The sequence below is a fragment of the Exiguobacterium sp. J17977 genome (assembly GCF_018616375.1).
In the GTDB taxonomy this organism is placed as follows: domain Bacteria; phylum Bacillota; class Bacilli; order Exiguobacteriales; family Exiguobacteriaceae; genus Exiguobacterium; species Exiguobacterium mexicanum.
Map to the genome: position 1 here is coordinate 51,550 of NZ_JAEQBB010000005.1, position 14,250 is coordinate 65,799.

Sequence of the window (14,250 nt, forward strand, 5' to 3'; positions counted from 1 at the left end):
TCAACCTTTTTTTGAAATCGTTTACCATAGTTATAAACACATAACTTAACAGTTTTGACGTCATCATGTCTTGACTTCAAAATGACCAGCCCCCTATAGTAGAAGAGAACAAACCGTCTGGTCGGTACAGAAAGGAGGCATGACATGACAAACCGATCAATGATCACGAAACAGAAATTGTTGGATGCCGCGACGGATATCATCATGGAGCATGGTGTGCATCATCTTACATTAGATGAAGTCGCCAAGACGGCTGGCGTCTCGAAAGGTGGTCTCTTATATCATTATCCATCCAAAGAAGCGCTGTTGACCGCCATCGTCGAACGGCTTCAAACCGAGCAAAACGATTTGTACGAATCGCTTCAAGCCGACGGCAATGGTCCTGTCGAAGCGTTCGTCCGCCTGTTTGACGAGACGAAACTCCATCCCGAGCGTTCACCGATTCACATCGACGCCGAGAAAATGATTGCCTTCTTGACGCTTTTCGCTGTCGACCAGGAATACGCGGAACGGTGGAAGCACGACCTCGACACGTTCTTCGCAGCGTTTCAACAGACGAGCGACCCTGTCGAGACGATGATTATCCGTTATGCACTCGAAGGCATGATGATGTCCGAGCACTTCAACGTCGGCGTCGCCCCTCCCGCCTTAAAACACGACATTATCGCTCGCTTGATCGAGCGGGCCCGGAATATCGATTCGGGTAAAACAGACTAAGCCATCAGAGGAGAAATGAACCCCATGCAGAAAATCACGTCCTTCTCCGTCAACAACAAGTTCGCAGTCTGGTTGATGACGATCATCTTGACGGCCGCCGGAATTTTCGCCGGCTTGACGATGAAACTAGAAACATTGCCTGACATCACGACACCGACCGTCTCGGTGACGACGATTTATCCAGGAGCCTCACCTGAACAAGTGCTCGACGAAGTGAGCACCGTGCTCGAGGAACGGTTGAAGAGCTTGAACGGGGTTGAACAAGTTCGATCGTCTTCGTTCCAGAACGCTTCAAACATTCAAATCGATTACGATTTCAGCACCGATATGGAAGAAGCTGAACAACTCGTCAAAGAAGCGCTCAGCAACGTCGAGTTGCCGGAAGCCGTCCAAGACCCGCAAGTGTCGCGTCTCAGCTTTGACGCATTCCCGGTCATCGGGGCAGCCGTCTCAGATGAGAGTCTCGATTTGGCCGAATTGACGAAATTGGTCGAGGATGAGTTACAACCAGCCCTTGAAGGGGTCGAAGGTGCTCAGACCGTCCAAATCGCCGGACAAGAGATTCGTCGTGTCGAGCTTCAGTTCGATGAGGAGGCACTCGCCGAATACAACTTGACGGAAGACACGGTCAAACAGTTGATTCAAGCGAACGATGCCCGCATCGCGCTCGGCCTATATGAACTCGGCGATACGGAGCAAGCAGTCGTCATCGACGGGAAGTCGGAGACGCTCGAAGCGTTCCGCGATCTCCAAATCCCGTACTCACCCGCACAAACGGAACAGCCAGTTCCAGGTGCGCCAACGGAACTTCCGACTGGTGAGACCCCACAAGTCCCGACTGAAGTGCCAGGTGCCGTCCCACCTGCCAACGTCCCGACAACCGTCCCGACCGTCGCCTTGAGCGAACTCGCGACGATTGAAGACCGCGGCGTCGAGGAATCGATTTCACGGTCGAACGGGGAACGTTCCATCGGGATTCAAGTGACGAAAACACAAGACGCGAACACCGTCGACGTCGTCAACGCCGTCAAAGATGTGCTTGCCGACTTCGAAGCCGACTATGACACGGCCAAAGTATCGGTCACGCTCGACCAAGGTCAACCGATTGAAGAATCGGTCGAGACGATGGTCTCGAAAGCGTTGCTCGGTGGTCTATTCGCCATCTTGATTATTCTCGTGTTCCTTCGTAACTTCCGCTCGACGATTATCGCGGTCATCTCCATCCCGCTCTCGCTCCTCATGGCGTTAATCGTCTTGAAACAGCTCGACATCACGCTCAACATCATGACGCTCGGCGCGATGACCGTCGCCATCGGGCGGGTCGTCGATGACTCCATCGTCGTCATCGAGAACATTTACCGTCGTCTCACCCGTCCGAACGAGACGTTGCGCGGTAAAGAACTGATTATCGCCGCGACGAAAGAAGTGTTCATTCCGATCGCGTCGTCGACGATCGTCACGATCGCCGTCTTCTTGCCGCTCGGTTTCGTCACAGGATTCGTCGGCGAGCTGTTCTTACCGTTCGCCTTGACCGTCGTCTTCGCCTTGCTCGCGTCGCTACTCGTCGCGATCACGGTCGTACCGATGATGGCCGACTCGTTCTTTAAGAACCGCGACAAATTGAAACCGGAAGAAGGACCAGGAAAGCTCGCTGAATGGTATCGCGGCGTCCTCAACTGGTCACTCAACCATAAACTCGTCGTCTTCGGACTCGCGACGCTTCTCTTAATCGGAAGTTTCGCCCTCGTCCCGGCCATCGGCGTCAACTTCTTGAACCAGGAGTCGGAGAAGACGCTTTACGTCACGTTCGACCCAGAACCGGGTCAAACGCTTGACGATTCAATCGCGGCGGCCGAAATCGCCGAGACGTATTTCATGGAAGAGCAAGCGGACGCGACCGACGTTCAGTTCACGGTCGGTGGCGAAAACCCGCTCAACCCTGGGAACAACAAGCAAGGGATTTTCATCGTCCAGTATGACCCGGACACAGAAGATTTCGCCGATGTCAAAATCGCTGACGTCGAACGCTTGAACGAACTCGCCTCTGGCGGTGAGTGGAAAGAACAAGACTTCGCCGGCGGTGCCGGAACGAGCGGTGTGACGTATAACGTCTATGCCAACTCACTTGAAGAGCTTGAAGCGATTGTACCGACGTTCATTGAGACGATTGAAGAAGAGACGGATTATGTCCGTCAAGCAACGTCTGACCTTCGCGAATCGTACGTCCAATACACGTTCAACGTCGACCAGCAGGCTGCTGCTGAGGCAGGTGTCTCGGCTGCTCAGCTCGCCCAGACGATTGGACAGTTCCAAGCACAAGAAAGCCCGCTCTCGACCGTGACAATCGATGGCAAGCAGCTCGGTGTCATCATTCCGACGGAACAAGTCACGTACGACAGCATCGACGACTTGCAGGAACAAGAAGTGACGACGCCGTTCGGCCCTCGCCCAATCTCGGACTTCATCGAAGTCGAGGAAGGCACGACACCGGATACGCTCGTCCAACGTGACGGGAAGCTCCTAGCTCGCGTCAACGTCGAGCTCAGCACCGACAAAGCGACGGAAGCTTCGGCTGCCATCGAGGAACGTGTATCTGATATCGAACTCCCGACTGGTGTCTCGTATGACGTCGGTGGTGTAACCGAACAGATTCAAGAATCGTTCACCCAGCTCGGTCTCGCCATGCTCGCGGCCGTCGCCATCGTCTACTTGGTGCTCGTCATCACGTTCGGTGGTGCCGTCACGCCGTTCGTCGTCCTGTTCTCGCTCCCTTACGCGATTATCGGGGGACTTGTCGCTCTCCTCATCACGGGTGAGACGATTTCGGTATCTGCCTTAATCGGTGCGCTCATGTTGATCGGGATTGTTGTCACGAACGCCATCGTCTTGATTGACCGCGTCATTCATAAAGAAGCGGCCGGTTTCTCAACACGCGATGCCTTGCTTGAGGCAGCCGGTACGCGTCTCCGTCCGATTCTCATGACGGCGCTCGCGACGATCGGTGCCCTCGCACCGCTCGCCCTCGGCCTTGAAGGCGGCGCCTTGATCTCGAAAGGTCTCGGTGTGACCGTCATCGGCGGATTGACGAGTTCGACGCTGTTGACGCTCCTCATCGTCCCAATCGTGTATGAGTTCTTCGCACGGTTCCGTAAGAATAAAGAAGTGTAACGAAAAAGAGAGTTGACCCGATTTTGGGGTCGACTCTCTTTTGGCGTTCAGTAGCATTGCATGATGATTTCCGCCTCTTCAAAGCGCTTGGCTCGGAGCGCTTCAGTCGGGATGAGGAAATAAAGGATGCCGGCGTCACCGAACATGATGTCGAGTTCTTCGCTTGAATCCATTTGGAATAGGAGGAACGGGTCACTGAATCGTCCCCCATGCGTTTCTTCAATCTCTTCAAACACATCATCTTGCACCTCGTCCGGATGCCCGCCTACCGCATGCGCCTCGTCCTCATCGAATAACTCCTCAAAGGCGGCATATTCATCCTCACTCATAAGATCAAATAAGTCGTGAGCGTTCTGCCCATAGCCCTCCTCGAATGTGATCGCCCTTTCCTTGAGCGCCTCGCCGACTCGGATCCGTTCAAGTGTCGTCGCTTCTGTATAGAAGACGCGCCAAAGGTGACGTTCGTCCCCATCCCCCCACGGTTGTTCGTCCAAATCATAGAAAAACGATAACATGCCTTCTTTCGGAAGCGCTTCGACCGATTCAAATCCAGCGAAGTCACTAAGTCGAAATTGCGCCAGAAACGTCAAGCTCTCTCCAGGGTGGTCCGACGCACTCGGCAAATCTGGATAGCCTCCAAATTTTGAATGACCAATCGCTACTTCTTCTCGTGTCGTTCGTGGTACAAACTTCAAGTTAACGCGCTTCGTGAACGCCGCCAAGATGTCATCCCCTTGTTCAAGCCCGTGCTGTTCAATAAATTGTTTGATTGATTGAAGTTCCATTCGAACACCTCATTCGGATATGATACAAGTAGTCTATCATACCGAACATGTGTACCCTTTATCATTTTTTATATAGCCTTTCTCTTGACCGAATGAATGAAACTTGAGAAGATTCTTACGTTTTGAACTTATTCGCGAAAGGATGTCACATATGCAACGTCTCATCAAATGGATCATCGGCCTTTCGCTCTTGTTTGGCTTGAGCGCACTCGGAAATTGGATCGTCGCTGCGCTTGATTTAAAAGTTCCTGGGAGCGTCATCGGCATGGTCCTTTTACTGCTCTTATTGATGACCAAATTGATCCGTGTCGAGTGGATTGAAGACAGCGCTGGTTTTTTGACAAAGCATCTCGCTTTCTTCTTTATCCCGATTGCGGTCGGACTCATGTCTTACAGTGATTTATTGAAGGCGGAAGGTGTGCCACTGTTTGCCGCCTTGATCATCAGTCTATTCGTTGGTCTCATCGTCACCGCACTCATCTCTGGAAGACGAGGTGAAGCCTCATGACATTATTTTGGGTGCTCGTCACCATCGGCGTCTACATGTTGAGCCGCAAACTATCGTTCAAATGGGCGTCCCCCTTCACAAACGTCGTCTTCTTGAGTACAGCGACATTGATTGTCATCTTGCTCTTGTCCGGACAGACGTACGACACGTACGCCCCGGCTCGAGACGCCATCACGACGCTGCTTGGACCAGCCACGGTCGCACTCGGATTACCACTCTATCGCAACTTGCCTATCTTGCTCGCGCGTGCGAAACGGGCGCTCGGGGCCATCATGCTCGGGACGCTGTCGACGATTTTCGTCGCTGTCGGGTTAGGGACCGCGCTCAAATTGACGGATCACGTCTTGCTCGCCTTGTCCGTCAAATCAGTGACGTCACCAATCGCCTTAGAATTGGCGCGGCAACTACAAGGTGACGCCGCACTCGCCGCGTCGGTCGCCGTCGCTTGCGGAATCCTCGGGGCCATGCTCGGTCCGATGATTCTCACGCGCTTCAACGTGACCGACCCGTTCACGCGCGGACTTGCGCTCGGGACGCTCAGCCACGGCATCGGGACGGCTCAAGCTGCGACGGAACACCCATTATCCGGTGCGACAGGGGGAGCGGCAATGGGTCTGTCTGCCATCTTCACGTCATTTGTGTTGCCATTTCTACTTCCTCTTCTGTTTTGATTCGGGAAGAAATCGGGCACGAAGAGAGGCCATCGCGCCTCTCTTTTTATTTTCAAACAATTTCGATACTTTTCAAAACGGCTCTCATGCTAAACTAAATGAGAACAGATTCATCAGAGGAGGCAGACCATGCAATCGAAATTGATTGAACGTTTAATCACGTATGCAAAAATTGATACACAGTCCGACTTCACGAGTGAGACGACTCCGTCGACGGCGAAACAATGGGATTTGATTCGCCATCTCGAGACCGAATTGAAAGCAATCGGGCTCGAGGACGTCGAGACGGATGAGTACGGTTACTTGTTCGCGACACTTCCGAGTAACGTCGACCATGATGTACCGACGATCGGCTTACTTGCCCACGTCGATACGGCGACCGACTTCACCGGGACGAACGTCAACCCGCAACTCGTCGCACATTACGAGGGTGGCGATATCGTCTTGAACGAGGCGCTCCAAGTCATCTTGTCGCCGCGTGACTTCCCGGAGCTCGACGGCTATGTCGGACATACGCTCATCACGACAGACGGCACGACCTTGCTCGGTGCCGATGACAAAGCCGGTATGGCCGAAATCGTCACTGCGGTCGAATACTTATTGGCCCATCCGGAGATTCCGCACGGACCGGTCCGGATCGCCTTCACACCGGACGAAGAAATTGGACGCGGCCCGCACAAGTTCGACGTCGCTCGCTTCAACGCCGACTTCGCCTATACGATGGACGGCGGTCCCCTCGGCGAACTCCAATATGAGAGCTTCAACGCCGCTGGTGCCACGGTCACGTTCCATGGGACGAACGTCCACCCGGGCAGTGCCAAAAACAAGATGGTCAACTCGATGAAATTGGCGATGGCATTCCACAACCGCCTTCCGGCTGATGAGGCCCCAGAGCATACGAGCGACTACGAAGGATTCTTCCATCTGAACGGTTTCTCTGGCGACGTGGAGACGACGACGCTGCAATACATTATCCGTGACCACGATCGCACGAAGTTCGAGGCGCGCAAAGCGTTGCTTGAAAAGCTCGTCGTCGAATGGAAACAGAAGTACGGCGAAGCACGCGTCGACTTAAAAATGGACGACCAATACTACAACATGGCCGAGAAAATCGAGCCGGTGAAACACATCGTCGACACGGTCGCCGACGTCATGCGCGAACTTGGCATCGAACCAAAAATCGAACCGATTCGCGGCGGGACGGACGGTTCGCAACTATCGTATATGGGACTCCCGACCCCGAACATCTTCACGGGCGGCGAGAACTATCACGGCAAGTTCGAATACGTCTCCGTCAACAACATGGAAAAAGCGACCCACGTCATCATTCAGACGCTCCGCACGTTCGCCGAACGCGCGCGAGCATAATCTATGCGCCTCCAATCGTTCTCTTCTAGAATAGAGACATTGGAGGCGATTTTTTATGAAGCATACGTTTCAAATGAACCTCGACTGGACCGGCGGACGTAACGACGTCGGAACGATCGAGGCCGAACGGTTAAAGACACAAATCTCGATTCCCCCGGAAATGGACGGACCGGGCATCGGGACGAACCCTGATGAGATGTTACTCGGCGCTGCCGCGACCTGCTATATCATCACGCTCGCGGCGATGCTCGGCCGAAGTGAACTGCCACATCGCGGAATCACGATTGACGCCGAAGGCATCGTCGATGTGACGAACGGAGTCTTCACGTATGAGACGATTCGATACATGACCCGTATCAACGTGCCGACAGATGCCACAGACCGTGATATCACGCTCGTCGAACGGATTGCCAAGAAAGCCAAGGACGGCTGCATGATTTCACGCGCCTTGGCCGGCAACGTCACGTTCGAGCTCGACACGACGGTCACACGCGTCGACTGACGATGTATCGCTTCACCCAACCGTTGCAGGAAGGTGTGATTGTAAACCGACGCAATCGGTTCGTCATGGACGTGTTGCTCGGCGACACGGTCGTCGCCTGCCACTGTCCGGTCACAGGCCGCATCGGTGACCTCGTGTTTGACGGAGTGCCTTGCCTTATCTCGACAACGAACGATTCGCGACGGAACACCACCTTCACAGTAGAAGCCATCTCGATTGATGCAGACGAACAATGGATTGGGATTCACCAAGGTCGCGCCAACGATTTCGTCGCGTATTGTTTGGACACGGGCGCATTACCGGTCTTTCCTTACTCGAAACATGTGGAACGCGAGCAAGTCATTGGCACGTCACGACTCGATTTCAAAGTAGATGGTGTGTATATGGAAGTGAAGGCACCACTCACCGAGTTGTTCGTGACGCCTCTCCCCCGCTTTGAACGACGTGCGGTGACGAGACCGGTCGAGACCGAACGGTTGATTCGCCATCTCGAGACGTTGATTGCGACGTTGCCTGAAACCAAACGGGCCGTCCTGCTGTATGTCTTTTTATATGATGCGCCCGTCTTCACCGGCAATCCGAACCGGAAACAAGACGCGCGGATTCGTCAGCTGATTCGCGATGCGATTGCGGACGGGCTCGAAATATGGCAGTTGAACTGTCGCTTCACCGCAGAAGGGATCGTCCCGCTCCACTGTGCGGAGACAACGAGTCATTTCAAGTAAAAAAGCCATCGCGGATGGCTTTTTTACTGTAATAACAGTGGGGTCACGTATGCCTCGATGACGGCCGAGATGGCAAGGAGCGGCACTGCGATGGAGAGAAACATCTTCACGCCTGCCACAAATAGCGCCTTGAACGTGACGTCCGTCTCTTTCCCGCGCAGTTTCTTCCACACGTAACGGTTGAGCGATAATCCCATCGCCGCTCCGAGTAGGATGGCCGAGATCTCTGTGATGCCGTGGGGCAAGATGCCGAGCACGATGACCCGAATCACGGATTCGCCGGCAAACCCGACGAGCATGGCGACCAGCCCGATGACAGCGGCATTGATGATGACGAACACGTACGGGATGAAGAGCGGAATCATCCCGAGCAAGAAGGCGAGTAGCGTGACACGCGTATTGTTCACGAACAAGGCGATCATCGTCTCACGGGCGCTCGAATCGAACGTCAATCCCCTCGATTCAAACGTATCTCCGAGTTGCGCTAAAATCTCGTCTATTTGATCGGGTGCGATGAACGATTGAAACAAGAAGTACGACCCGACGCCCGTCACGAGGAAGATGACCCACAGACGGAAGAAATCTCTACGATAATAGTTCGACCACGCTTCTTTCAGCGGGAGCGTTGTTTTCATGACCGATTCCCCCTTTTGTTCTCTATACGAATCAGGTTGCTATTTGTTTCATTTTTACCCACAACTGCGCGTTTTCAAAAAACGTGATACAATACACGTCGTAAACAAATCAGAAAAACGAGGGATCCTATACATGATTACAGTAAATAACGTAAGTCTCCAATTCGGTGGACGCAAGTTGTTCGAAGACGTGAACATCAAGTTCACACCAGGCAACTGTTACGGTTTGATCGGCGCAAACGGCGCCGGGAAGTCAACATTCTTAAAAATTCTTGCCGGTGAGCAAGACACGACGACAGGTGACGTCAGCTTCTCGCCTGGCGAACGCCTCGCTGTCCTTAAACAGGACCATTACGCGTACGAAGACCAAGCGGTACTCGAGACGGTCATCATGGGCCACGAGCGTTTGTATCAAGTCATGAAAGAAAAAGACGCCATCTATATGAAGGAAGATTTCTCTGACGAAGATGGTATGCGCGCGGCTGAACTTGAAGGCGAATTCGCTGAGATGAACGGTTGGGAAGCCGAATCAGAAGCTGCTATGGTCCTTCAAGGACTCGGCATCACGGACGCGTCACACCACAAGCTCATGAGCGAACTCACAGGTGGCGAGAAAGTCAAAGTCCTCCTTGCGCAAGCATTGTTTGGCAAACCTGACATTCTTCTCCTCGATGAGCCGACGAACGGTCTTGACCTTAAAGCGATTCAATGGCTCGAAGAGTTCTTAATCAATTTCGAAAACACCGTCATCGTCGTATCCCATGACCGTCACTTCTTGAACAAAGTATGTACGCACATGGCCGACCTCGACTTCGGTAAGATTCAATTGTACGTCGGGAACTACGACTTCTGGTACGAGTCGAGCCAACTTGCTTCACGCATGGCCAACGACCAGAACAAGAAAAAAGAAGAGAAGATTAAAGAACTTCAAAACTTCATCGCCCGTTTCAGCTCGAACGCCTCGAAGGCGCGTCAAGCGACGTCGCGTAAGAAGTTGCTCGATAAAATCACGCTCGACGATATCCGTCCATCGTCACGCCGTTATCCGTTCGTCGGTTTCTCGATGGAACGTGAAATCGGGAACGACGTGCTCTACGTCGACAACGTCTCGAAGACAATCGATGGCGTCAAAGTACTCGACAACGTCACGTTCTCATTGAACAAGACAGACAAAGTCGCATTCGTCGGCCGTTCGGACGTCGCCATCACGACACTCTTCAAAATTATCATGGGTGAGATGGAGCCTGACGCAGGTACGGTCAAATGGGGCGTCACGACGACACAGTCGTACTTCCCGAAAGACAACTCAGAATACTTCGAAGGCTCGGATAAGAGCATCTTGGATTGGTTACGCCAGTTCTCACCAGCAGACGAGTCGGATACGTTCCTTCGCGGTTTCCTCGGACGCATGCTCTTCTCAGGCGAAGAAGTCATGAAGAAAGCATCTGTCCTCTCAGGGGGAGAGAAAGTACGTTGCATGCTCTCGAAAATGATGCTGTCGAACTCGAACGTCCTCGTCCTCGACGATCCGACGAATCACTTGGACCTCGAGTCGATCACAGCGCTCAACAACGGGCTCGAGACGTTCAAAGGCGTACTCCTCTTCAGCTCGCATGACCATCAGCTCATCTCAACGATTGCCACGCGCATCATCGAAGTGACGCCGAACGGGATTGTCGACAAAGAAGCGACGTATGACGAGTTCCTCGAGAACGAATCGCTCCAACAACAAGTCGAATCACTCTATCAGAACGCATAAGAAAAACGATCGGCCGCGGCCGATCGTTTTTTATTTGACCTCGACGGTCTCCATGATGTGTTCATGGATGTCGTGTCCTTTTGTCACATGGACTTGAACGTTATACGTACCGGCCTCAGGGAATGTATGCTCACCCGCATAGTTTCCGCCTTCCGTTTCTTCGAGTTTCACCCACTCGTGTTTGTCTGCACCGTCTTTAAACACTTCAAGTTGAACATCCGCACCTGTCAACGCCTCATGCTCAATCTCGACGTTCACGGTGAACGGTTGGGCTTCCTCGGCGACCGCTTGTGTCGGGTCGAGGACGATGTCCGCTCCGGCGTGATGGTGATGATCTTCTTCAGCCTCTGCTTCCGCCGCTGTCTCTGGATGACCGACCGTCACGTTCATCGTCGGCATCGTATGCATCGACCGAGCCGTTACATGCACTTGAACCGTATAGACCGCTTCTTCGGCAAACGACGTCTCCACCTCATATACGCCGTCTTCTGTGAGCGTCGCTTTTGTCATCTCGCTCTCTTCCTTGGCACCGTTCTTCCAGACTTCGAACTTAATTTCGTCGGCGTCATCGACCGCTTTCCCGTCTTGTGTGACGCGAACCGCCAATGTGACCGCCTCGTCTTTATCGGCTGTCGCCGGCACGTTCAATTCTGCTTCTACCGGCTCCATCGATGGCGTGGTCTCGGCGCTTTTTGTTGTCTCATCTGTCCCGCACGCTCCGAGAACGAATAGACCGACCAGTCCAAACGTTACACCCAATCGTTTCATCATGTTGTTCATATTGAATCCCCCTATTCAATCGCTTACATTCTTCACACATTGTTCATGATAGCACCCTTTTTTCGGAAATGTGTGAGGATTGTGTGATATTTTCCGAGTTTACCACTCATAAATTGAACACAAATTTTGAGAGATATTATCCAAAAAATCCTTTGCCTTATTTTAGGATTGGACGATGTTTGCCATCAAAAGGGGGTATATAAAATATATACACAGCTCAATATATGGAAAGCCTTAACATCAAGATACATACACCCAAGAATGGAGGCGAAACCAAAATGAAGAGCAGGTTCGTACGTGTGTTAATGGCCTTGTTGATCATGTTGGCACCGTTAGTCGCTTATCCAAAATCGGCCGATGCCGCCGCGTCGAAATTCATCACGAGCGTGAACACGACGAGTAAAGTCGTTGCGTTGACGTTCGATGACGGAGCGGATGGTGCGAATACGAATAAGATTTTGGACATACTTGCCAAGAATAATGTCAAAGCCACTTTCTTTTTGACTGGATCGGGCGCCAATAACCATCCCCAATACATCAAAAACATCGCCGCTAAAGGTCACCAATTCGGTAACCATTCGTATACCCATCCAGACTTCACAAAGTTGACCGCCACGCAGATGAAATCGGAACTCGATCGGACGGAAGCGAAAGTCAAATCGATTACCGGTAAAACAACAAAACCAATTTTCCGGGCCCCATTCGGCGCCGTTAACAGCGCCGTGTTGAGCGGGGTCGGTGCTGCCGGCTACGGATACACGATTCAATGGAACATCGATACCGTCGACTGGAAAGGTGTCACCGCTAGCCAAATCAATACGAAAGTACAAGCGAATATCAAACCGGGCTCCATCGTCTTGATGCACACCGGTGCCGGCGCTCCGGGCACACCGCTCGCCTTGCCGACGATGATTTCGCAATTGAAAGCGAAAGGCTACAAATTCGTCACCGTCTCGCAGTTGCTCGCTTACCAAAACACATCTACTAGTAAAACGTATACCGTCAAATCAGGTGATACGCTCTATAGCATCGCTCGTGCTTACGGCGTCACTGTCTCAGCCCTTGCCGCCGCCAACAAAATCACGAACTACAACTTGATTTATGTCGGACAAGTGCTCGTCATCCCAGGTACGACCACAACTCCGACAACCGTTAAATACACCGTCAAATCGGGCGATACGCTCTATAAGATCGCAACGATGTATAATACGACCGTCGCCAAGATTGCCGCCGCCAACAATATTACGAACACGAGCTTGATTTACGTCGGGCAAGTGCTCACGATTCCACGTTGAACGCAAAAGAGATGATGCCGCGGCATCATCTCTTTTTTATTTACTTCACTTCAAACTGCTCGGCCTCGGTCGATCCGGCCAGTGCCGTCGTTGACGACTGGCCTCCGGAAATGACGAGTGACACTTCATCAAAGTACCCGGTTCCGACTTCGCGCTGGTGACGTGTCGCCGTATAACCATGCTGCTCCGCCGAGAATTCAGCTTGCTGCAACTCGGAATAGGCAGCCATCCCGCGGTCTTTGTATCCGCGTGCGAGTTCGAACATCCCGAAGTTGAGCGAGTGGAAGCCCGCGAGCGTGACGAATTGGAACTTATACCCCATCGCACCGATCTCTTGTTGGAACGTTGCGATTTCCTCGTCCGACAGCTTCTTCTTCCAGTTGAACGAAGGTGAGCAGTTGTAAGCGAGCAGTTTGCCCGGATATTTCGCGTGAATCGCATTTGCGAATTGACGTGCCTCGTCCAAATCGGGCTCGGACGTCTCGCACCAGACGAGGTCAGCATACGGTGCATAGGCCAGACCGCGCGCGATGGCCTGCTCGATGCCTGCCTCGGTGCGGTAAAACCCTTCCGGTGTCCGGTCGCCGATGATGAACGGATGATCGATTGGGTCGATGTCGCTCGTAATCAAATTCGCCGCGTGGGCGTCTGTCCGGGCGACGATCACCGTCGACACCCCCATGACGTCTGCCGCGAGTCTTGCGGCAATCAAGTTTTTCACAGCTGTCTGTGTCGGTAGCAACACTTTCCCGCCGAGATGTCCGCACTTCTTCTCCGACGACAGTTGATCCTCAAGATGGACACCGGCTGCCCCCGCCTCAATCATCGCTTTCGTCAATTCAAATACGTTGAGCACACCGCCGAAACCTGCCTCCATGTCAGCGACGATCGGGGCGAACCAATGCGTATCGCCTTTTCCTTCCGCCGTTTGGATTTGGTCGGCGCGTTGAAGCGCCTGATTGATTCGTTTGACGACGCTCGGCACCGAGTTGGCCGGATACAGGCTTTGGTCCGGATACATGTGTCCCGACAAGTTCGCGTCGGCGGCAACTTGCCAACCGCTCAAATAGATGGCCTCCAGACCAGCCTTTACTTGCTGGATGGCCTGGTTCCCCGTCAACGCCCCGAGCGCGTGGACGTAGTCCCGCTCATGAAGCAGATTCCACAACCGCTCTGCCCCTTTTGTCGCGAGCGTATGTTCAATCAATACCGATCCCCGAAGTCGCATCACGTCTTCCACTCCGTATGGACGTTCGACCCCATCAAATCGTTCCGACTGTATCATTTCCTCAATTTGTGCGTGTTGTTCGTTCATATCCATTCCTCCTGTATTATAT

The 14,250-nt window shown here is 52.9% G+C and carries 13 protein-coding genes; 9 read left to right on the forward strand and 4 right to left on the reverse strand.

All coding sequences use genetic code 11. The annotated features are described in order from the left end of the window. Window positions 1-144 precede the first annotated feature (144 nt). Both KNO58_RS10095 and KNO58_RS10100 read left to right on the forward strand, forming a co-directional pair. Window positions 145-717 carry a TetR/AcrR family transcriptional regulator gene (locus tag KNO58_RS10095; protein ID WP_214753596.1) on the forward strand — a complete coding sequence of 191 codons (573 nt, stop codon included), beginning with the start codon at window positions 145-147 and terminating at the stop codon, window positions 715-717. Between the two features lie 24 nt (window positions 718-741). After that, entirely contained in the window at window positions 742-3,885 is a 3,144-nt protein-coding gene (locus KNO58_RS10100) for an efflux RND transporter permease subunit (RefSeq protein WP_214753598.1), read from the forward strand. A 47-nt stretch (window positions 3,886-3,932) separates the two neighbouring features. Here KNO58_RS10100 and KNO58_RS10105 read toward each other — a convergent pair whose 3' ends face one another. Beyond that, window positions 3,933-4,670 (reverse strand): YwqG family protein, encoded by a 738-nt coding sequence (locus KNO58_RS10105; protein WP_214753600.1) that lies wholly within the window; start codon window positions 4,668-4,670, stop codon window positions 3,933-3,935. Between the two features lie 151 nt (window positions 4,671-4,821). Between KNO58_RS10105 and KNO58_RS10110 the strand changes: the two genes are divergently transcribed. From KNO58_RS10110 to KNO58_RS10130, 5 genes are all read left to right on the forward strand, one after another. Then, complete coding sequence (locus KNO58_RS10110) at window positions 4,822-5,178, forward strand: CidA/LrgA family protein (RefSeq protein WP_021068043.1); 357 nt, start codon at window positions 4,822-4,824, stop codon at window positions 5,176-5,178. Then, window positions 5,175-5,849 (forward strand): LrgB family protein, encoded by a 675-nt coding sequence (locus tag KNO58_RS10115; protein WP_058765390.1) that lies wholly within the window; start codon window positions 5,175-5,177, stop codon window positions 5,847-5,849. The genes KNO58_RS10110 and KNO58_RS10115 overlap by 4 nt, the downstream gene beginning before the upstream one ends. Before the next feature lie 129 nt (window positions 5,850-5,978). Then, window positions 5,979-7,217: a peptidase T gene (pepT, locus tag KNO58_RS10120; protein ID WP_029596316.1), complete on the forward strand. Its 1,239-nt coding sequence runs from the start codon at window positions 5,979-5,981 to the stop codon at window positions 7,215-7,217. A gap of 55 nt (window positions 7,218-7,272) precedes the next feature. After that, on the forward strand, window positions 7,273-7,719 hold the full coding sequence (locus KNO58_RS10125) for an SACOL1771 family peroxiredoxin (protein ID WP_214753602.1): 447 nt from the start codon (window positions 7,273-7,275) through the stop codon (window positions 7,717-7,719). 2 nt (window positions 7,720-7,721) lie between these two features. After that, window positions 7,722-8,444, forward strand: a complete 723-nt coding sequence (locus KNO58_RS10130; RefSeq protein WP_214753604.1) for a DNA/RNA nuclease SfsA — start codon at window positions 7,722-7,724, stop codon at window positions 8,442-8,444. Window positions 8,445-8,467: 23 nt separating this feature from the next. Here KNO58_RS10130 and KNO58_RS10135 read toward each other — a convergent pair whose 3' ends face one another. Then, on the reverse strand, window positions 8,468-9,079 hold the full coding sequence (locus tag KNO58_RS10135) for a stage II sporulation protein M (protein WP_214753606.1): 612 nt from the start codon (window positions 9,077-9,079) through the stop codon (window positions 8,468-8,470). Window positions 9,080-9,212: 133 nt separating this feature from the next. Here KNO58_RS10135 and KNO58_RS10140 point away from each other — a divergent pair, with 133 nt between their 5' ends. Further along, window positions 9,213-10,838, forward strand: coding sequence for an ABC-F family ATP-binding cassette domain-containing protein (locus tag KNO58_RS10140; RefSeq protein WP_214753607.1), 1,626 nt, complete (start codon window positions 9,213-9,215; stop codon window positions 10,836-10,838). A gap of 30 nt (window positions 10,839-10,868) precedes the next feature. On the opposite strand, the gene KNO58_RS10145 is transcribed toward KNO58_RS10140, so the two are convergent. Beyond that, a complete protein-coding gene (locus tag KNO58_RS10145; RefSeq protein WP_214753609.1) occupies window positions 10,869-11,618 on the reverse strand; it encodes a FixH family protein in 750 nt (249 codons plus the stop codon). 305 nt (window positions 11,619-11,923) lie between these two features. On the opposite strand from KNO58_RS10145, the gene KNO58_RS10150 reads away from it, so the two are divergent. Next, window positions 11,924-12,913, forward strand: coding sequence for a LysM peptidoglycan-binding domain-containing protein (locus KNO58_RS10150; RefSeq protein WP_312845869.1), 990 nt, complete (start codon window positions 11,924-11,926; stop codon window positions 12,911-12,913). 40 nt (window positions 12,914-12,953) lie between these two features. On the opposite strand, the gene aceA is transcribed toward KNO58_RS10150, so the two are convergent. Then, a complete protein-coding gene (gene aceA, locus KNO58_RS10155) occupies window positions 12,954-14,228 on the reverse strand; it encodes an isocitrate lyase (protein ID WP_214753613.1) in 1,275 nt (424 codons plus the stop codon). Between the last annotated feature and the right edge of the window lie 22 nt (window positions 14,229-14,250).